This is a genomic window from Leucogemmata humicola (assembly GCF_055379415.1).
Genome location: NZ_AP040875.1, coordinates 2,902,934 through 2,922,333, shown reverse-complemented (window position 1 = coordinate 2,922,333; position 19,400 = coordinate 2,902,934). Strand labels below are relative to the sequence as shown.

Genomic DNA, 19,400 nt, shown 5'->3' with positions numbered 1-19,400 from the left:
CCTCCCTCCCCGTAGATGCCCCGTCAGTCAGAGTTCTCGCCCGTCGATCCGCCACCACTACCGCGTCGACGCAGCTCTTCCCACCACGCCATCCGCTTCGCGATTTCCTTCTCGAACCCGAAAGGTCCGGGCTCGTAGAAACGCGCGCCTCGGAGTCGATCCGGCAGGTACTCCTGCGGAATGTAGGCCTCCGGAGCATCGTGTGCGTACTGATACCCCGAGTTGTACCCCAGTTCCTTCATGAGCGCCGTGGGCGCGTTCCGAATGTGCAGCGGCACGCCCTCCGCCGGATGTTCGCGCGCCGCGGCCAACGCGGCGCCCAGCGCCACCTTGGAGCTATTCGACTTCGGCGCGGTTGCCAGGTATACGATCACCTGGGCGAGCGGAAGATATCCCTCCGGCGGTCCGAGCATGTGATAGGCGTCACGTGCCGCCACCGCCAGCTTCAATGCTTCCGGATCCGCCAGCCCAACATCCTCGGCCGCCATCGCGATCGCGCGCCGAAACATGATCATCGGATCGGCGCCGCCCTCGATCATGCGTCCCATCCAGTACAGCGCCGCCTGCGGATCGCTGCCTCGCAGGCTTTTGTGAAATGCGCTTAGCATGTTGTACGTCTCTTCGCCGCCCTTGTCGTAGCGCGCGAAGCGAAGCTGCATCGCGTCGCGCGCGACTTCGACGGTAATCTGACCATTCCGGCCAACGTGTTCGGCAGCGGCTTCCATCACCGTAAGCGACCGACGCGCATCGCCGTCGGCCTCCACGGAAATCAACTCGAGGGCATCGTCGTCGACCGTCAGCCCTAGGTCGCCCAACCCGCGATCGCGATCGCCCAACGCACGATTGAGCAGCGAGCGCACGTCCTGCGGCGTGAGCGCCTGCAAAACGAACACGCGTATTCGCGACAGCAGCGCCCCGTTGATCTCGAATGACGGGTTCTCCGTCGTCGCGCCGATCAGGGTGATGGTTCCCGCTTCGACATGCGGAAGAAACGCGTCCTGCTGCGCCTTGTTGAATCGATGAATCTCGTCGGCGAACAGAATCGTTCCGCGCCCGAGACGACGACGTCCTTCGGCTTCTGCGACGATCTCGCGCACACGCGGAACACCTTCCGTCACGGCGGAGAATGGAACGAACTCACGGTCCGTATACTGGGCAATCACTCGAGCGATCGTTGTCTTGCCTGTACCCGGCGGTCCCCAAAAGAGCATGGACCCGACGTTTCCCTTCTCGATGGCTTCGCGGAGCGGCTTCCCGGGCGCGAGCAGGTGGCGCTGTCCTACGATTTCATCGAGCGTGCGCGGACGCATGCGCGCAGCCAACGGCTGCGGCATCGTGCGCTCGAAGAGCGACGCCGTCCCACGTTCGCCGTGCGCATCCTCGTCGCGCGCTTTTCTCTTATCAGCCATCAGCAGCCAACCATCGATGAGACGCTACACCGGTGCGATGGAGCGCGCCAAGAAATACAGCGCGCAGCCACCGACAAAACTCAACGGAATTCGCAGCCCAGGGCGATCCTGAAATTCCGGTACGAGATTCGACGCACCGACATACAAGGTCACGCCAGCCGACACCGCGAGACCGTAGGTGCGAAGAAACGCGAGCTGATCCGTTACCAGTACTCCGAGAATCGTCATGCCGCCAAGCGCGGCCGCGGCGAGAATCGCTTTCGTTCGCCCTGCGCCAGCCGCGAGAAATAGACTCGAGATCGCCAGCCCTTCGGGGAATTTGTGCAGCAGCACCGCGGTGAACACGAGCATCCCGAGTCCTGATCCCACGCGGAGTCCGCTTGCCACTGCGACGCCGTCCACGAACGTGTGCATCAGCAGACCCACGAGCGCCGAAACGCTTACGAGCTCGGAGACCGAATGGGTCTCTTCGCCAAAATGGAAATGACGGCCGATCGTGTGCTGCGTGAGGTGCACCAACACGTACGCCGCCAGCGCGACGATCGGCGCCGTTCGGCCGGCAACGGTGATCGAATCTGGAAAAAGATCGATCAACGATACGGAAATCAGAAAGCCCGCCGCAAACGACAGCATTGCGTCGAGCGCCTTGAGACTCTTCGTCGCCCGCGACGTGACTGCGATTGCACCAAGCACGTTGGCGGCCGCAGCCGCCAGGCCGTACAGAATTTCTGGACGGGTCACGCCGGCTGAAGTCCGAGCCGCTCCGCCGCCGCGGTAACTGCGTTGACCAGATCCGGCGCCGCGGGAAAGTGCTGGCGATTCGTCTTCCAGCTCTTCGTGTGCACGCGCGACTGTTCTTCGAGTCCTTTACCCTCGAGCAGATACAGCCAGCGATCGGTCCGTGCGTAGATGAAGAACTCGAGATACGGGTTGAGCGTGAGTTGATCGTCGCCGGTGAAGACGGACAGCTCCACGCCGCCATATCGCGCCAGCAAGATCTTGAGCCGTGCGACTGAATCCCGGACGTCAGGCAGCGCGACCGCCTCGCCCTTCCAAGAACGGCCGCTCCGGAGATCGTCCAGCACAACGTCCACCGCTGGCGGAAGTTGCTCCGTGAGATTGTAAAAGAGATCCACGACCCGCTCGGCGTTTGCTACGACGTGTGCGGTGTAATGGTCCTCCTCCTGGCCGAAGGTGAACCCATCCGCGCTCACGCGGAATCGTCGCCATATCGACGCTTCGGGTTGTCTCCCTCGGAAAAACATGTCGTCTCCAGTCCGTGCTATCGTCGGTCGGTATGACCGGCGTTCCGCTGCGGCTCAGCGGCTCCATCGCCCTGCAGCCGTTGAGCCTCTTGCAACAGCCAGTCCGTGGTGTTGAGCGCGGGATCAACGATGACCTGCGCCAGCAACGCCTGCAGAATTCTACCGAGCCCTGGACCGGGAAGTATGCCTGCCCGGCGCAAGTCGTCCCCATCCACCGCGAGCGAGCCGAGGTCGATCGGATCGCGAAGGGCGCTGGTCAGCATACGTCGATAGAGAGCGTGAATCGCTCTGGTCGACGGCGCCGCCTCGTCGCTCATTCTGGCCACCGCCCACGCCGCGGACGCCAGCCGCATCACATGACCAACCTGCAAGCGCCCGATGGCCGCTACCCACGCGCGCACCTGCGCATCGGTCGGCGGTATTTCGAGCACGAGCGCAGCCGACATGGATTCCTTGATGGCGCTCCAGCGCTCGAGCACAGTCGACACGAGTTGGATCTCGGCCCGCGACGCCCGCAGGTTCGTCAGAACCGACGCCGCTACGCGCGGCTCGAGGCCGATCATGAGACCGGCGAACCGAAGCCCGCGACGCGCCGGCCGCGTCTGTGGGCCAGGCATCGCCAGATGGTCAGGCGTACGCAGCGCGGCACCAGAAGGTCCGTCCAGCGCAGGAACGAGCACGCGGAACGCGCCTGTCGCGCGCCACGTCTCAAGCGCCGCGCTCGGACACCGCACCTGCTCCATTGTCTTGTCGAGCTCCTGCTTTACGCGCTCCGGCGAAAGTCGGCCGAGAAAGGGCGCGCTCGCCTCGATCGCAGCGCGAGTGGCCGGGTCGATGACGAAGCCAAAGCGCGCGGCGAAGCGAATCGCGCGAAGGGCACGCAGACGATCCTCACGCATTCGCGCGTCGGGATCGCCAACCGCGCGCACGATCTTGCTCGCGAGATCTTTCTGCCCGTCGAACGGGTCGCGAATTTCGTCGAGACGCGGCGAATAAGCGATCGCATTGATCGTGAAGTCGCGCCGAGCGAGGTCGTCGTTCAAGGACACACCAAACTCGACCTCGGCGTGACGGCCATCGGTCTTCACGTCGCGACGAAAGGTCGTGACCTCGTGCATTTTGCCGACGCGATCGAGCACTCCGACGGTGCCGAAGTCGATCCCCACCGGAATCGTGCGCCGATGCCCGAAGACCTCTCGGACCTGAGCTGGTGTGGCCGACGTCGCCAGATCCCAATCGAGGTGCGGATGACCGAGCAAGACGTCCCGGATTGCCCCGCCAACGCACCACGCCTCATAGCCGGCACCCTCGAGGGCGTCGGCGATCTCGAGCACGGTGGACGGCGGTTGGAGCTTCATTCGGGCGACTGGAGGGCTGGAAGGCGACAAACGCGGCGCCCGTGGAGAATAGCCGCGCCCGGATCACGCGTGAAGATGGCCCCCGACTGCAACTTGGCCTGCCACCTGACGATATTTGACGGCAGTGTAACAGAAACCCTTACGTGTGATTCAGGGCTGAAATCTTGAGCGAATTGGAGTCGATCCTCGCGCAGTCGCGAGCCGCAGAACCCTTCAAGTCCGCCGTTCGCAGTTACTATGCGACCGGCACGGCCGATCGTATTCGGATCGAGGGCTTCGCTCCGAAGGTCAAGGTTCGTCGCCTGCTCGCGCAGATGCTGTCGGTCGAGGCTGAGCTTCCGATCGAGGGCATTGTCCTGCGCGGTCGCTCCGGCTGCTCGGACTTCGTCGGAACGGTTCACGTTCAAACGTCCACCGACACGCGGGTGTACTCGTTCGTCTGGGACTGCCGCTGGCGAGCCGAGCAGGAAGGCTGGACCGACTGCTTCGGCTTTCCCGACCAGATCCGCGCCGCCGAGGAGTACGACTGGCGCTGTTTCGAGCGCTGGGAGCCAATCAGCGCCCAACACGGCGCCACGATCTAAGCGCGTTCGAATAGCTCGCGGAGCTCGGCGACTCCGAAGCCCGCACCCAATGCGAGCATGACGTCGATCCGGGCCTGCTGCGCACGCTTTGCACCCGCCAGGATTGCTCCGCGCTCAGCCAAACGACGACCGCCGCCGGGGTAGCCGTAGGTCTGCCCCACGCGACCACGCTGCGCACGCGACGCAATCACCACCGGTTTGTCCTCGGCAATCCATCGATCGATGCCGTCCACCATCGCGGGCGGCACATTGCCGCGCCCCATAGCTGCGATCACGACGCCATGCCCATCCACACGGGCCGCGTCGAGCAATCGTGAATCCGCTCCGGCGTACGCGTAAATGATGTCGACCGGCGCCGCGAGCGCTCGCGGCGAGAGAACGGTCGTTGGTTCTGGCAGCGCACGACGGAAGATCACGCGTCCGTCGTCGATCACGCCCAATGGACCGAGGCCCGGGCTATCGAACGCCTCGAGCGCGTGTGTATGCGTCTTGGTAACGTCGATGGCAGCGAACACCCGATCGGCCATCACCACCATAACGCCGCAGTCACTCGCGTCGGGGCTCACTGCTACCCGAATCGCGCTACCGAGATTTCCTGGTCCATCCCAACCGAGATCGCTCGACGTGCGCATGGCACCAGTGAACACTACGGGTTTTTCCGGCTCGATCGAACGAGCCGCAAGGTACGCGGCTTCCTCGAGCGCATCCGTCCCGTGCGTGACGACGATCCCCTGCACCTCAGGACGAGCGATGTGATACGCAATCCGTTCGCGCAGCGCCCACATGCGTTCGAGCGTCATGTGCGGACCAGGATACGCGGCCCAATCATCGATCTCCAATTGCGCCAGCTGATCGATTCCCGGCGCCAGGGCCATGATGTCCTTGCCGCGAAGACTCGGAACGGCGCCGCCAGTGGCGGGATCGTTCCGCATCGAGATCGTGCCACCGGTAAAGAGAAGAACAATCATCCGCAGAGCACGCTGCCACCGTTCACGTTGACGATCTCGCCCGTGATGTGTCGCGCGAGATCAGAACAGAGAAATACGATTGGTCCGGCGATGTCACGTGGCGTCGCGATGCGGCCAACGGGAATCGAGGCGGCAATACGTTCGCGACCACCGGCGGCGAACGGCTGCGCGCACATCTCGGTGTCGACCCAACCCGGCGCCACACTATTCACCGTGATTCCGCGCTTGCCCAACTCTGGCGCCAGCGATTTCACGAGCGAGATCATCGCACCCTTGGACGTTGCATAGTCGGCGTGAAACGCTTCGCCGCGTTGTCCCGCGGTACTCGCCACGAGTACGATGCGCCCGCCATCGGACATTCGGCGAATCATCGCCCGCGTCGTCCAGAACACCGAATCGACGTTTTCGGCCATCGTGCGCCGCCACTGCTCGTCCGTCATATCGGAGAGCGCGACGTCATCCGCGGGCCAGATTCCCGCATTGCCGACGAAGAAATCCAAACCGCCGAGCGCCGTGGCCGTGCTGTCGATCAATTCGTCGGCTCCAGCGCGCGTCGAAATATCAGAAGCGTGCGTCACGACCTTCACACCGAAACGTGAACGCAAATCGGCCGCGAGCGCTTCGGCGTCTGCATGGCGGCTCCGATATCCGATCGCCACATCGGCGCCATTCTCGGCGAATAATTCCGCCGCGGCCGCGCCGATGCCGCGCGATCCTCCGGTCACCAACGCTCGCTTGCCGCGAAGGCCGATCATAGTCCTTGCTCCACGAGTTCGCAGATCAGATGTTCAATGCAGAGATGCAGTTCCTGCGCGCGGTCAGTTCGAGTCGTTGGAATCACGATCGATAGATCAGCAAGCGCCCGCAACGCACCGCCATCTCGAGCGCTAAAGGCGAGGACCTTCACGCCCTTCGTGTGTGCGGCTTCCGCGGCGCGAAGTACGTTCGGCGAATTGCCGCTCGTCGAATGGATGATCAACAGGTCGCCCGGCCGAGCGAGTGCTTCGACCTGCCGCGAGAAGATGTGATCGAACCCGAAGTCGTTTCCGGCGGCAGTCAGCAGTGAAGTGTCAGTCGTGAGTGCGATGGCTGGATACGCGCGACGATTTCGCATGTACCGCACGACGTATTCGGTGGCCATGTGCTGCGCATCGGCCGCGCTGCCACCGTTGCCGCAGAAGAACAGCGTACCGCCCGTCGCCACGGTTCCGCGCACGAGTTCCAGCGCGGCGTCGAGTTCTGGACCAAGCTGTTCACCAACCGTGCGCGCCAACTCGGCGAGATCGCGAAGGCCGGAAACGAAATGCTGACGAGCATCGCTCACAATGGTCGTGCTCCGATCGTGGGATGAGCCGCGAACGTACGTATCACGCGCCGGCGACGGCGGCGAGGCGTGTCATGGCGTCTGTAGTCAACGCCGGAAGCGCTTCTGGTGTCTGGGCTGCTGCCTCGAGCGCGTACGTCACGAGCGCGTCGACAGTCAGAAGATCGAGCGCCGATTCGCGACCGACGCTCGAACGCTCCAGCAATTCACCCAACAACCGCTCGGCCGCATCCAAGCACAGCTTGGGCGCGTCGGCAGCATCGTCGGTCAACCGTCCGTCCAGAGTCTCTTCCACCCGCGTCAGCAAACGCGTCGGCGGCGCGGGCGATCGTTCGTGCAACCACGCGCCCAGCGTCACGGCGCAGTGCCGAGGGCGCTGCGCACCAGTTCAGGCGCGCGCGAGAGCGCGTCGCCGAAGCGTGCGGCGTCCGGAATTCCCGCCTGCGCCATGTGCGGCTTTCCACCGCCTTTGCCGCCAGCCGCCGCAGCAATGTCCTTGATCAACGCATCGGCGCGAACACCACGATCGCGGAGGTCGTCGGTCACGACGACGAGCAGCGTGTTCTTGCCGTCCTCGAAGCTCGCTGCGAGCACGCCGACACCACTGCCGAGCTTTTCGCGAATCGCGTCGCCGAGCGCCTGCAGTTCCTTCACGTCGCCAGCTCGTACGACACTGGCGATGAGCTTCGATCCGTTCGACCCGACCGACTCCGCATGTTGAAGCAGCGTCTGAAGCTGATCGCCACCGCCGCGCATCGACTCTTCGAGTCGTCGCTCGAGCCCGCGTCGCTCTTCGATCAGACCAGCAACGCGCTTCTCCAATCCGTCGACTGGCGTCTTGAGCAGCTCGGAAATGCGACGCAGCGTGCGCTCTTCGTTGCGCAGCATTTCGTATGCGCCCGGACCGGTCACGGCCTCGATTCGTCGCACGCCTGCTGCGACGCCGGTCTCTGCGACGATCTTGCAGATGCCGATCTCCGAAGTATTACGCACGTGCGTACCGCCGCACAGCTCCATCGAGAAGCCGGGCACTGTCACGACGCGTACGACGTCGCCGTACTTCTCGCCGAACAGCGCCATCGCACCTGCCGCTCGAGCGTCAGGATACGCCATCTCACGATACGTGACTGGAAGGCTGCGCCAGATCTCGCGATTCACGATCGCCTCGATCTCGGTCAGCTTCTCTGAGTTCACAGGACCGTGATGAGTAAAGTCGAAACGGAGCCGTTCAGGCGCGACCATTGACCCCGCCTGGTGCACGCTCTCGCCTAGCACCTGGCGCAGCGCTGCGTGGAGCAGGTGTGTCGCCGTGTGATTCCGTTCCGTGTCCCGCCGCCGATCGCTCGGCACTCGGGCCATGACGCGGCCAAAGTGGAACGAACCGGAGATCGTTCCCAGCGCCGCCGGCCGGCCGTCGACCTTCTTGACGTCGTCGACGTCGACTCGCCACGTCTCGCCAATGATCTCGCCACGGTCAGAGATCTGACCGCCGGATTCGGCATAGAACGGCGATTCGCGAAGCATGATCGCCACGCGGCCATCGGTGAAATGCTTGACGGCCGTGACCTGCGTCTCGATTTCAATCGCATCGTAGCCGACGAACGCCGAATCGCCGCTCGAGTCTTCGGGCGGCGTTGTCCAGTCGCGGACGTCGTCCAGCACATCGGCCGACACACCGAGCCGGCGCGATTTGCGCTCCTCTTGCGAGCGCTTACGCTGCGCGTCGAGTGCTGTTTCGAAACCCGAGATGTCCACGAGATACCCGCGCTCGCGAGCCATCAACTCCGTGAGATCGATCGGAAAACCGAACGTGTCATACAGACGGAATGCGTCGTCGCCGTTGATCGTGCCACGGATCTCCGAACCGCCTCTGGCGGTGAGTGTCGGCGCGAGCTGGTCGAACCGCGTGAGACCACCCTCGATGGTTGCCAGGAAGCTCTGCTCTTCAACGCGCGTCGTGTTGACGATGTGCTGCGCGCGCTGCTTGAGCTCCGGATACGCCTCGCCCATCGTCTCGATGACGGCCGCGACGACCGCAACGAGCGTCGGCTCCTTTCTGCCGAGTAGCCACGCATGACGCACCGCCCGTCGAAGAATGCGACGCAACACGTAGCCGCGTCCTTCGTTCGACGGGAAGACGCCGTCAGCCATCAGGAATGCCACTGCGCGCGCGTGATCTGCCAACACGCGGAACGAGGCAGGATCGACCGCGTTCGGAACGACGTCCGATCCGCCCTTGCCGCCGCGAATCTTCACGCCGGTGCGCGGCTCGTTGCTCTCGCGTCCCCAATAGTCGATTCCCACGACCTTCTCGACCGCGGCGATGAGCGGCGCGAAGAGATCGGTGTGGAAGATCATGCGCATGCCCTGCGTGATCGCCGAGATTCGCTCGAGGCCCGCGCCAGTGTCGACAGACGGCTTGGGCAGTGGAATGAGCGTTCCGTCGGGCTGCTTGTCGTACTGCATGAACACGAGGTTCCAGAACTCCAGGAACCGGTCCTTGTCCGATCCTTCGACAAACGCCTCGAGAGAGAACTCCTCTCGATCGAGTTCGGTCCACTCGCCGGTCGCGCCTTCCGGGAAGCGCCAGTCGCTCGCCACGTGGGCGACGTCGACGAAGATCTCCGAGCACGGTCCGCATGGGCCCGTGTCCGCCATCTGCCAGAAGTTGTCCTTGTCGCCCAGGCTGTAGATGCGCGAGTCAGGCAAACCCGCGATCTCGCGCCAGAGCTGCCGCGCTTCGTCGTCACTGTGGTGAACGGTGACGCGCAGATGCTTCGGATCGAGCTTCAGCTCGGTGGTGACGAACTCCCACGCAAAGCGAATCGCGTCGCGCTTGAAGTAGTCACCAAACGAGAAATTGCCCAACATCTCGAAGAAGGTGTTGTGGCGCGCAGTGTGGCCGACCTGCTCGAGATCGTTGTGCTTGCCTCCGGCGCGCACGCACTTCTGTGACGTCGTCGCTCGGCGCTTTCCCTCCGGCGGGTCTTCCATCCCGAGGAAAACCTTCTTGAACTGCACCATGCCGGCGTTCGTGAACAGCAACGTCGGATCGTCCGCGGGCACCAACGCCGAACTCGGACGGATGGCGTGGCCGTTGCGCGCGAAATACTGGAGGAAACGGGATCGGATTTCGGAGGCAAGCATATATGCGGAATATATATCCGGCCGGGAGGCTGAAGCGGGCGGCGTCAGGGCGTACGGCGTGACCCGTGCGGCGCCAAGCGTGCGGCGGCAGGCGAACGGCGTTTTGCGCGCGAAGGCTCAGTCTTCAGTGCTGCCGAGGACGAGCCGAAGCACGCGCTGGATGTCGTCGCCGTCGTAACCGCGGCGCGCGAGGAAACCGTAGAGGCGCCGCTTTCGAGTCGCGTCGTCGACCTTGGTCAACATGCGCAGCTTCTTCCGCGCCACACGTTCGATCGACGCGTCCTCATCCACGCCCTCTTCGTCGAACACAGCGTCGATCGCCTCAGCCGACACGTCCCGAGCGACGCCACGCTTGGTGAGCTCCTGAGCGATTCGACGCCGCGCCAAGCCAGCGCCGAGTGCTTTGGACCGGGTGAGTTGGCGCGCAAAGTTGGCGTCGTCGAGGAGGCCAGAGGCGCGCAGCCGCTCGATGGCGGCGTCCACGTCCTGCTCTGGCTCGCCCTTCTTGATCAGTAGCCGACGGAGTTCGGTGGTCGCCCGGGCGCGGGCCTCGAGCATGTCCAACGCACGTTCGTACGTCGACCGTTTGGGACGTTCGAGTTTGCTCATGGGGAGGAAAGAAAAACCGGGGAGCCGTAGCCTGTTCCGAAGGGAGTTTCCGGGTCCCAACGTCGCAGGGCTACTTCTCCCCGGCTCTATCTGTCAGCCGGTGGTCAATTCTCTGGCCTACTCTTCCGTGACCTCGTTGTCGCCGATCACTTCACGTGGGCCAACACCAAGCAGCGTCTTCACCTTTTCTTCGACTTCGGCCATGAGCGCCGGGCTGTCCTTGAGATACAACTTCGCGTTCTCACGACCCTGCCCGATCTTCTGACCGTTGTAGCTGTACCACGCGCCAGACTTGTCGATGATCCCCGCTTCCGATGCGATGTCCAACACCAAGCTCGCGTGGCTAATGCCTTCCGCGTACATAATGTCGAACTCGGCCTGCTTGAACGGTGCGGCGACCTTGTTCTTGACCACTTTCACGCGGACGTGCGAACCGACCACGTCTTCCTTGTCCTTCACCGGGCCAATGCGGCGGATGTCGAGCCGCAGCGACGCGTAGAACTTGAGTGCCTTACCACCAGTCGTCGTTTCCGGGTTACCGAACATGACGCCGATCTTTTCACGCAGCTGATTGATGAACACCACGGCGGTCTTTGACCGTGCGATGCCGCCCGTCAACTTTCTGAGCGCCTGACTCATGAGCCGAGCTTGCAGGCCCATGTGCGAGTCACCCATGTCACCTTCGATTTCGGCCTTGGGAACCAGGGCCGCCACCGAATCGATCACTACGACGTCTACCGCACCCGAGCGAACCAGAATTTCGCAGATCTCGAGCGCCTGCTCACCCGTATCAGGCTGGGAGATCAACATCGCTTCGACGTCGACTCCAAGCTTTCTTGCATAGTCCGTATCGAGCGCGTGCTCTGCATCGATGTAGGCCGCGACCCCGCCATTCCGCTGCGCGTTCGCGACCACATGCAAACAGAGCGTGGTCTTACCGCTCGACTCCGGTCCATAAATCTCGGTGATTCGACCGCGAGGAATGCCACCCACGCCAATCGCTGCATCGAGGTTGATCGCCCCCGTCGAGATGGACTCGACTCGTACTTTCTGATCCGCACCCAGCCGCATGATCGAACCCTTACCGCAGTTCTTTTCGATCTGGGCAATGGCCAGATTCAGCGCCTTCTTCTTGTCGTCCTGCAGAGTCGACACAGCCATGTCTCGCTCGTCCTCTCGGTTAGTCGTGGTCCGCTCTGGCCGTGCAGCGTAATCGTACCGGGAAAGCGGTCGATTCGATACCCGAATAAAATACGAAAGGCGGGTCTCGGATTCAAGCTGAATGTGAAAGAGAGAAGGCGTTGGGAACGTGTCGAACCCGCACACGGTCCCCCTCGACGAGTACTCCGACCACGTCGAACCGGTAGCACTCGGCAGGGCGGCCATGGCGCTCGATCCAAACCGAAGCGGAGCGTGCTAACTGCTTCTGCTTGCTCCAGTTGACCGCTTCGCAAGGATCTCCGAACTCACGTCCCCGCCTGGCCTTGACCTCGACGAAAGCCACCGTTCCCTCTCGCTCCACAACCAGATCGATGTCGCGGTGGCCGCTTCGGAACCGGCGCTGAACCACGCGCCACCCCTGCCTCCGAAGCCAGCGCTCCGCGATACGCTCCCCTAGTTCTCCAAACTGCTGCCTGGCCGCTGACATGGGCCAACCTAGGGTCGAGGCCGGAAGCCTCTGTCATCAATCGGCGGTGCGCAGGACCATTTCGCTGCACGACCGCGGCGACGACTTAAACCCTACCGCCCAATCCTGGTCAGCGCGCTGACGAGTTGAGCAGTTCCTAAACCCGGCACGTCGATCGCCGAGCGCACAACCATGGGATCGCGCTTCGTTACCCAGTACATCCCGCGAGCCGGATCCGCGCGAACCGAAACGACCCAGCAATCGAACGTGCCCGCGGGAACTCGCACGCGATCCTCGCCAATCACTGCGAGGCGAGCCGGCAGTGTCGAGTTGGAGCTTATCGACACGGACATCACGGTTGCGGAGTCTTCCCATGTCACCGCGAGCGGAAGCACGCGGAGCACGGTCTCCAGCATCGCTCCACTCACGATCGTTCCCGGCGGTAGCGCAGAGACAATCGATCGACGCCCCGGCGGTGCGCTCGTCCCACCGAACGTCGTGTCGCCACGGAATTCCGTCGCCAAACGTGCGCTTCCCTGCGACGCGCTCCAGTGCAGCGGACTCAACGCGCTGAACGTGGCGTACAGGGAATCCGCCGCGGGAATGCCGTCGCCGAAACGCGTCTCGACCATGAGCCACGCAGGAACACCGGCATACGTCGTCGCCGAGAGCGACACGGTTCGATAGCCGAGCATTGCGGTGCCGGAGTCGCGTTCGAGCGTTGTCTGATAGACGAGCTGCGTGGGCGTGAGACGTCCGCCGTCGACGCGCAGCCGCCGCGGCTGCATCGAGTCAACGACGGTTGCCGTTTGCGCCGACGCGACGCGCGCGCCAAGGCACGCCAGCGCGAGGACCAGGGCGTTACGAACGAGGGCCACAGATGTGGTCAAGCTGGTCGAGTCCCACCAACACGTCGCGGGGCTTGGAGCCGTCCGGCGGGCCGAGCACGCCGGCGGCATGGAGTTGATCGATGATGCGCGCAGCCCGACCATAACCAACCTTGAGACGGCGCTGCAAGAGCGAAGTTGAACCCTGCTGATTCTGCACAACCACTTCTGCCGCCTCGCGGAACAGTTTGTCGCGGTCGCTGGCGTCGGCGGCTTCACCGTCACCGTGGCCCGCCTCAGTCGCTTCCTTGGCGCGCACCGCCTCGAGGATATCCGGCTCGGCGTCGGAGAACTCGTCGAGCATGAGCCCCTGAGCCGCGAAGGCCGCGCGCTTTGCAGCCCGCTTGTCTTGATACCACTGCATGAGGCGTTCGGTTTCCTCGCTCGACAGATAGGCACCCTGAAGACGCGATGGTTCCGACTTCCCCGGCGGAATGAAGAGCATGTCGCCGTTACCCAGCAGCATTTCGGCACCCGACCCGTCGATGATCGTACGACTATCGATCTGCGACGCGACGCGAAACGCGATTCGGCTCGGGAAATTCGCCTTGATCAGACCCGTGATGACGTTCACGCTCGGACGCTGCGTCGCGAGAATGAGGTGGATGCCGATCGCACGCGCTTTCTGCGCAAGCATGGCAATCGGTGTCTCGACCTCGCCCTGAACCGTCATCATGAGGTCGGCCATTTCGTCGATCACGACCACGATGTACGGGAGGATGCCGTCCTTGTACTCCGTATTCTCGAACGCAACGTTCGGATTCTTCGGAAGCTTGAGCGGAACGGCATCCTGCACGCGCTTGTTGAAATCCTGAATATTTCGGCAGCCGTTCGCCGCGAGCAGCTCGTAGCGCTCCTGCATCTCCATCACGGCCCACTTCAACACCGACGCGGCGTCGCGATTGTCGGTGATGACTTTGTGGCGCAGATGCGGAAGCGTGTTGTACACCGAAAGCTCGACCATCTTCGGATCGACCATCAGGAAGCGCAGCGTGCGCGGCGTGTGCCGGTACGCGAGGCTCGTGATGATGGTGTTCACGCACACCGACTTGCCCGATCCCGTCGCGCCGGCAATAAGCAAGTGCGGCATCTTGGCCAGATCAGCGATGACCGGCTTACCCTCGAGATCCTTGCCGAGTACGATGGGCAGCGCAGCGCGCGCGGACTGAAAGTCGCGCGACTCTACGAGTTCTCTAAACGAAACCGTTTCCGAGATCGGGTTCGGCACTTCGACGCCAACCGCTCCGCGACCCGGAATCGGCGCCACGACACGGATGGATGCCGCGCGCATCGCCAGCGCGAGGTCGTTCGAGAGATTCGCGAACTGACGAACTTTTACGCCAGGTGCCGGTTCAATCTCATACTGCGTGACCACGGGACCCTGGGTCCGGCCCACCAACTCGCCGTCGACGCGAAAGGTGCGCAGCGCATCCATGAGCTTTTGGCCCATGGCGTCGAGCTCCCGCTTGCTCGCATCGTGATTGTGCGGCGGGATGGGCGCGAGCAGGTCGGTCGGTGGCAGCTCTTCTCCGCCAACATCCGAGTGCTCCGTCGCTTCGATCGCCGCGACGATCTCGGCTTCGTGATCGGCTGAACTCTCGGATTTCGACTTTTTCTTCCGTTTCTTCGAACCATCGGGCGCGACATCGCCATCTGCGTCCGACGCCAGCGTGGGATCGATGGCCGGCATCTCTTCCGGCGGAGGCTCGAGCAGTAGCGCGATGTCGCCGTCTGACTCGTTTTCGGCGCCGCGCTTCTTTCGACGCTTGGGCAGCTTTTCGGTCGAAGCAGCTCCAACGTCCGGAACGACCGCGACGATCGGCGCCGTATGTCCGATGAGCGCGCGAATCGGATTCCAGGCCAGCGTCGCCGCCATGAGGACGGACGCCGCGAGTGCCACCACTATCCACGCGCCGAACGCGCCGAACCAGCTCTTCCACCAGCCGGCGACGATCTCGCCCCACATTCCCGCGCCGAGGCTCGGAAGCCCAGGCGTGGGCGCCGGGAGCGCAAGCGCGAGCGCAATCGGCAGCAGGATGACCATGCCGGCGAAAAAGATCATCCACGACCGATCCGTGTCCGACGCGAGCCGTCCAAACAAGCGCAGCGCGTGAACCGCGGGAACGAGCGGAATCAGGATGGCGGCCGGCCATCCGAAGAACGACACGAGGGGGCTCGCGAGATAGGTCCCGACGACGCCAACGCTGGCCTGCAGGCTGGCGTCTCCCGCGCGGCCGGAGCGCAGCTGCGCAATCGCCAGCGCAATGAACGCTCCGGCGAGGAAGACGGCAAACAGCAACAGCGCGATTCCCTGGATCTCGCGCTTGAGGGAGGAACTGCTCACGAGGCTACCGCTCTCGATCGGGTCCGAGCTTGGTAATCTGTCGATCCTGATATAACGGAATGACCGGCGCGGAATCTACCGCTGCACAGACATCGAGGTCTTCGGCGAAGCCTGCGTCGCGCAATGCCCTGCCATGCTCCGACGCGTCGAACAGGCGAACGATCTGATCGCCATACTTCTGATCGATCAGCGCGCAAGCCTGCGCCGCATCGTTGAGCGCCATGTCCCCGGCGCCCTTCGACACGTTGAACACGAACCGCCCAGCGCAGCCCGCGTCTTCGAGTGAAAACTGCCGATCGCGCCCCGCGCACACCAACGTGATGTCGGCGCCGCCTCGCAGTGCAGTGCGCAGCATCGTCAGAACGGCCGTGTAGTTGACATACGACGCAATGACCACGTCACGCGCGCCCTGAGTGTTCGCAATAGCGGGCGTACCGTTCGTCGTCGTCATCAGCACCGTCTTGCCTTCGACCACATCCCGCGTGAACTGCCGCGGCGAGTTGCCCAGGTCGAAGCCGGGAATGGCGAGCATCTTCCGTTCGCCGGCGAGTAGCACGTCGCTACGCTCGAATGCTTTGGCTCGCGTGATGACTTCGTCCGAGCTTTCGAGCGGCACGATCGCCCTGGCGCCATTCTCCATGGCGACAGCAATCGACGTCGACGCGCGTAGGACGTCGATGACGGCAACGACACGACCGGCGACGTCGCCCGGAGCGAGCGACGTCCCGCCAAACACGACATCGACTCGCACCTAGGCTGGCTCCCGAAAGAGCTCGGTTTCGCGTTCGAGAAACTTCGTGTCGACTTCGCCGGCCATGAATCGGGGATTGTGCATCACGCGGGCGAGAAACGGAATCGTCGTCGTAACACCTTCGATGATGAAACCATCGAGCGCCACGTGCATGCGCGCAATCGCCTCGGCCCGATCCTTACCCTGGCAGATGAGCTTGGCGAGCAGCGAGTCGTAATACGGCGGCACCGTGTACCCATCGTACACGTGCGTATCCAAGCGAACACCAGGGCCGCCGGGCGGATGAAACGCCAGGATCTTGCCGGGCGACGGCTGAAAGTTGCGCGACGGATCTTCGGCGTTGACACGACACTCGATGACGTGCCCGCGCAGCGGCGGAAGCTCGGTCACGCTCAGTTTCTCGCCCGATGCAACGCGGATCTGCTCTTTCACGAGATCCACACCCGTGAGCATTTCCGTTACCGGATGCTCAACCTGAATGCGGGTGTTCATCTCCATGAAGAAGTACGAACCGTCTTCATCGAGCAGCATTTCGATCGTGCCCGCACCCACGTAGTCGATCGCCTTCGCGCCGGCCACCGCATCCCGCCCCATGCGCAAACGCAGATCGGGCGTCATGGCCGGACTCGGCGCTTCCTCGATCAGCTTCTGGTGCCGTCGCTGCACCGAGCAATCGCGTTCGCCAAGGTGGATGACGTTGCCGAACTTGTCGCCGAGGATCTGGAATTCGATGTGGCGTGGACGAGCGAGGTACTTCTCGACATAGACGTCGCCGTTACCGAACGCCGACAGCGCTTCCGAGCGCGCGAGTTGGAACGAGCGCGCAAAATCGTCGGCGTCGCGCGCGACGCGCATGCCCTTCCCGCCGCCGCCTGCCGCGGCTTTGATGATGACGGGAAAGCCAATCTGCTTGGCAAACTCCAATGCTTCCTCGACGTCCTCGACGGGCCCCGGAGTACCAGGCACGATCGGAACGCCCACGGCGGTCATGGCCTTACGGGCTGCCGCCTTGTCGCCCATTACGCGGATCTGATCACCGGTGGGTCCGATGAATGCGATCTTGGACGCAACACAGATGTCGGCGAATTCGGCGTTCTCGGCGAGAAATCCGTAGCCCGGGTGAATCGCGTCGGCGCCGGTGATCTCGGCCGCGGCAATGAGCCGCGGAATGTTGAGATACGACTCGCGTGCCGGCGCGGGACCGATGCAGACGTCGTCGTCGGCGAAGCGAACGTGCAGCGACTCGCGGTCCGCCTCCGAATACACGGCGACCGTCTGCACTCCGAGCTCGCGGCAGGCGCGAATGACGCGAAGCGCAATCTCGCCGCGATTCGCGATTAGAACTTTATTAAACACGGAAACAGGGTTGAGGGTCGAGGGTGGAGGGCCCTCGACCCTCGACCCTGCCGTACCTATTCATTCTTTGATTCCTCGAAGCCCGACCACGACGTGTCGCTCGTTCCCGCAACGCCCTGAACGCGGAGGGCGAATTCGGCCGGACTGGTAGCGTAGAACACGGCGCTTTCATACGAAATGACGCCGCGTGAATAGTGCTGCATGAGCGACTGGTCGAAGCTCTGCATTCCGTACTGCACGGCGCCCTCTTTGATGAGGTCGGGAATGTTCAGCATCTTTTCCATGTCGCGGATGTTGTCGCGGACCGCGGCCGTGTTGATCAGGACTTCGCAGGCCGGAATTCGGCCCGCCTTGTCGGAGCGCGGCACGAGGCGCAGCGAAACGACGGCCTGCAGCGCGCTGGCCAGCGAGAACCGGACTTCGGCCTGCTGGTGCGGCGGATAGAAGGACAGCACGCGGTTGATCGTCTGCGTGGCATCCATGGTATGGAGCGTCGAGAACACGAGGTGGCCGGTATCGGCCGCCTTGAGCGCCGTATCCAGCGTTTCGAGATCTCGAATTTCACCGATGAGAATGACGTCGGGATCCTGTCGCAGCACGCGGCGAAGAGCCTGACCGAACGTTGCCGTATCGGTGCCGACTTCGCGCTGGTTGATGTGACAGTTGATGTCGCGGTGCAAGAACTCGATCGGATCTTCGATCGTGATGACGTTCGCCCGGCGGTTCTCATTGACGTGCTGAATCATCGCCGCAAGCGCCGTCGACTTGCCGGAGCCAGTCACGCCCGTCACGAGGACGAGGCCGCGCGGCTTCATCGAAATCTCTTCGAGCACCGACGGCAGATTCAGCTCGTCGATCGTGCGCGCCTGATACGGAATGGCGCGCATGGCGTAGCACAGTGATCCGCGTTGCTGGTAGACGTTCACGCGGAAACGGCCGACGCCAGGCACGCCGATGGCGAAGTCGCATTCCTTTTCGTCGGCGAACTGCTTCACCTGCCGCGGCGTCATCAATTGCTCGGCCAGGGCACGAAGATCTTCAGGACGAAGTGGTGCGTGATCGAGCGGATCGAGCTCGCCGTCCGTTCGAACTGTGGGCGGACGACCGACCTTCAGGTGAAGATCCGAGCCGTTGCGACGGATCATCTCCTGAAGGACCTGCTTGAAATTGATACCCGCCGCTGGTGCCGCCGCGGCCGGAGCCGCGGGAGCGGGGCTCGCCGGTTCACCGGCGGCCTGCGACGGATTAGCCATTCGGATCGATCTTGAACAGCACCTGGCCGTATTCGACCGGCTGTGCGTCCTGCACGAGAACCTCGCGAATGACGCCCGAGTATTCCGACTCGATCTCATTCATGATTTTCATCGCCTCGATGATGCAGAGGATCTGACCCTTCGACACGCGATCGCCCACGGCGACGTACGCCTTGCCACCCGGTTCGGCCGATTTGTAGTAGGTGCCGACCATCGGCGACTTGACCTCGAGGCCAGTCGATTTCGGCGGCTCCGGTGCAGCCGGGACGCCGTCGTCGGTCACCACCGGAATGCCCTGCGGCGGCGACAGCCGTCCGACAGGTGCCGGGACGATGGCTGGCATTTGCACAGGCGTCGCGACCTGCATGGCGCCGCGCTGCTGCGGACTCTTGGAGATGCGAATCTTCATCCCCTTGTCCGACGTAATTTCGATCGAGTCGACGGTGGATTCGTCGATGATCTCGATCAGTTTTTTCACATAGCGTAAATCGATCATAGGCCTCTGATAAGTCGCGCCG

Annotated in this window: 19 protein-coding genes; 1 reads left to right on the top strand and 18 read right to left on the bottom strand. The window is 63.2% G+C overall.

The genetic code is table 11. From position 1 onward, the window contains the following. Positions 1–23: 23 nt before the first annotated feature. The 4 genes from AC6H4Z_RS12115 to AC6H4Z_RS12100 all read right to left on the bottom strand — a co-directional run bounded on the left by AC6H4Z_RS12115 (position 24) and on the right by AC6H4Z_RS12100 (position 4,032). Positions 24–1,409, bottom strand: a complete 1,386-nt coding sequence (locus AC6H4Z_RS12115; RefSeq protein WP_497542229.1) for a replication-associated recombination protein A — start codon at positions 1,407–1,409, stop codon at positions 24–26. Positions 1,410–1,433: 24 nt separating this feature from the next. Next, positions 1,434–2,150, bottom strand: a complete 717-nt coding sequence (locus AC6H4Z_RS12110; RefSeq protein ID WP_497542228.1) for a ZIP family metal transporter — start codon at positions 2,148–2,150, stop codon at positions 1,434–1,436. Next, positions 2,147–2,623, bottom strand: coding sequence for a hypothetical protein (locus AC6H4Z_RS12105; protein ID WP_497542227.1), 477 nt, complete (start codon positions 2,621–2,623; stop codon positions 2,147–2,149). Before AC6H4Z_RS12105 ends, AC6H4Z_RS12110 begins: the two co-directional genes overlap by 4 nt. Before the next feature lie 68 nt (positions 2,624–2,691). Continuing rightward, positions 2,692–4,032, bottom strand: coding sequence for a CCA tRNA nucleotidyltransferase (locus AC6H4Z_RS12100; RefSeq protein ID WP_497542226.1), 1,341 nt, complete (start codon positions 4,030–4,032; stop codon positions 2,692–2,694). 164 nt (positions 4,033–4,196) lie between these two features. Here AC6H4Z_RS12100 and AC6H4Z_RS12095 point away from each other — a divergent pair, with 164 nt between their 5' ends. Next, the gene (locus AC6H4Z_RS12095; protein WP_497542225.1) at positions 4,197–4,616 is read left to right on the top strand and encodes a hypothetical protein; all 420 of its coding nucleotides are present in this window, start codon (positions 4,197–4,199) and stop codon (positions 4,614–4,616) included. Here the strand turns inward: AC6H4Z_RS12095 and AC6H4Z_RS12090 are convergent. From AC6H4Z_RS12090 to accB, 14 genes are all read right to left on the bottom strand, one after another. Next, positions 4,613–5,584: an asparaginase gene (locus AC6H4Z_RS12090; RefSeq protein WP_497542224.1), complete on the bottom strand. Its 972-nt coding sequence runs from the start codon at positions 5,582–5,584 to the stop codon at positions 4,613–4,615. The genes AC6H4Z_RS12095 and AC6H4Z_RS12090 overlap by 4 nt on opposite strands. Next, positions 5,581–6,339, bottom strand: coding sequence for an SDR family NAD(P)-dependent oxidoreductase (locus AC6H4Z_RS12085; protein WP_497542223.1), 759 nt, complete (start codon positions 6,337–6,339; stop codon positions 5,581–5,583). The genes AC6H4Z_RS12090 and AC6H4Z_RS12085 overlap by 4 nt, the downstream gene beginning before the upstream one ends. Continuing rightward, positions 6,336–6,908, bottom strand: coding sequence for a D-sedoheptulose-7-phosphate isomerase (locus tag AC6H4Z_RS12080; RefSeq protein WP_497542222.1), 573 nt, complete (start codon positions 6,906–6,908; stop codon positions 6,336–6,338). The genes AC6H4Z_RS12085 and AC6H4Z_RS12080 overlap by 4 nt, the downstream gene beginning before the upstream one ends. A gap of 43 nt (positions 6,909–6,951) precedes the next feature. Next, the gene (locus tag AC6H4Z_RS12075) at positions 6,952–7,266 is read right to left on the bottom strand and encodes a hypothetical protein (RefSeq protein ID WP_497542221.1); all 315 of its coding nucleotides are present in this window, start codon (positions 7,264–7,266) and stop codon (positions 6,952–6,954) included. Beyond that, a complete protein-coding gene (gene alaS, locus AC6H4Z_RS12070; protein ID WP_497542220.1) occupies positions 7,263–10,055 on the bottom strand; it encodes an alanine--tRNA ligase in 2,793 nt (930 codons plus the stop codon). Before alaS ends, AC6H4Z_RS12075 begins: the two co-directional genes overlap by 4 nt. 117 nt (positions 10,056–10,172) lie before the next feature. Next, on the bottom strand, positions 10,173–10,664 hold the full coding sequence (locus AC6H4Z_RS12065) for a regulatory protein RecX (RefSeq protein WP_497542219.1): 492 nt from the start codon (positions 10,662–10,664) through the stop codon (positions 10,173–10,175). A gap of 117 nt (positions 10,665–10,781) precedes the next feature. Next, positions 10,782–11,825 (bottom strand): recombinase RecA, encoded by a 1,044-nt coding sequence (gene recA, locus AC6H4Z_RS12060; RefSeq protein WP_497542218.1) that lies wholly within the window; start codon positions 11,823–11,825, stop codon positions 10,782–10,784. Between the two features lie 112 nt (positions 11,826–11,937). Next, a complete protein-coding gene (locus tag AC6H4Z_RS12055; RefSeq protein ID WP_497542217.1) occupies positions 11,938–12,312 on the bottom strand; it encodes a YraN family protein in 375 nt (124 codons plus the stop codon). Between the two features lie 92 nt (positions 12,313–12,404). After that, complete coding sequence (locus tag AC6H4Z_RS12050; protein WP_497542216.1) at positions 12,405–13,169, bottom strand: DUF3108 domain-containing protein; 765 nt, start codon at positions 13,167–13,169, stop codon at positions 12,405–12,407. Next, positions 13,153–15,522 (bottom strand): FtsK/SpoIIIE family DNA translocase, encoded by a 2,370-nt coding sequence (locus AC6H4Z_RS12045; RefSeq protein WP_497542215.1) that lies wholly within the window; start codon positions 15,520–15,522, stop codon positions 13,153–13,155. Before AC6H4Z_RS12045 ends, AC6H4Z_RS12050 begins: the two co-directional genes overlap by 17 nt. A 4-nt stretch (positions 15,523–15,526) precedes the next feature. Further along, positions 15,527–16,273, bottom strand: coding sequence for a 2-phosphosulfolactate phosphatase (locus AC6H4Z_RS12040; RefSeq protein WP_497542214.1), 747 nt, complete (start codon positions 16,271–16,273; stop codon positions 15,527–15,529). Continuing rightward, a complete protein-coding gene (gene accC / locus AC6H4Z_RS12035; protein ID WP_497542213.1) occupies positions 16,274–17,629 on the bottom strand; it encodes an acetyl-CoA carboxylase biotin carboxylase subunit in 1,356 nt (451 codons plus the stop codon). Positions 17,630–17,685: 56 nt separating this feature from the next. Next, on the bottom strand, positions 17,686–18,882 hold the full coding sequence (locus AC6H4Z_RS12030) for a type IV pilus twitching motility protein PilT (RefSeq protein ID WP_497542212.1): 1,197 nt from the start codon (positions 18,880–18,882) through the stop codon (positions 17,686–17,688). Then, the gene (gene accB, locus AC6H4Z_RS12025; RefSeq protein ID WP_497542211.1) at positions 18,875–19,378 is read right to left on the bottom strand and encodes an acetyl-CoA carboxylase biotin carboxyl carrier protein; all 504 of its coding nucleotides are present in this window, start codon (positions 19,376–19,378) and stop codon (positions 18,875–18,877) included. Before accB ends, AC6H4Z_RS12030 begins: the two co-directional genes overlap by 8 nt. Positions 19,379–19,400 lie beyond the last annotated feature (22 nt).

What these genes read in the sequence shown, in the direction of transcription:
- AC6H4Z_RS12100 (WP_497542226.1), bottom strand. Translation starts at nt 4,032, where the DNA reads ATGAAGCTCCAACCGCCGTCCACCGTGCTCGAGATCGCCGACGCCCTC.
- AC6H4Z_RS12055 (WP_497542217.1), bottom strand. Translation starts at nt 12,312, where the DNA reads ATGTCAGCGGCCAGGCAGCAGTTTGGAGAACTAGGGGAGCGTATCGCG.
- recA (WP_497542218.1), bottom strand. Translation starts at nt 11,825, where the DNA reads ATGGCTGTGTCGACTCTGCAGGACGACAAGAAGAAGGCGCTGAATCTG.
- AC6H4Z_RS12030 (WP_497542212.1), bottom strand. Translation starts at nt 18,882, where the DNA reads ATGGCTAATCCGTCGCAGGCCGCCGGTGAACCGGCGAGCCCCGCTCCC.
- AC6H4Z_RS12065 (WP_497542219.1), bottom strand. Translation starts at nt 10,664, where the DNA reads ATGAGCAAACTCGAACGTCCCAAACGGTCGACGTACGAACGTGCGTTG.
- AC6H4Z_RS12085 (WP_497542223.1), bottom strand. Translation starts at nt 6,339, where the DNA reads ATGATCGGCCTTCGCGGCAAGCGAGCGTTGGTGACCGGAGGATCGCGC.
- accB (WP_497542211.1), bottom strand. Translation starts at nt 19,378, where the DNA reads ATGATCGATTTACGCTATGTGAAAAAACTGATCGAGATCATCGACGAA.
- AC6H4Z_RS12115 (WP_497542229.1), bottom strand. Translation starts at nt 1,409, where the DNA reads ATGGCTGATAAGAGAAAAGCGCGCGACGAGGATGCGCACGGCGAACGT.
- alaS (WP_497542220.1), bottom strand. Translation starts at nt 10,055, where the DNA reads ATGCTTGCCTCCGAAATCCGATCCCGTTTCCTCCAGTATTTCGCGCGC.
- AC6H4Z_RS12090 (WP_497542224.1), bottom strand. Translation starts at nt 5,584, where the DNA reads ATGATTGTTCTTCTCTTTACCGGTGGCACGATCTCGATGCGGAACGAT.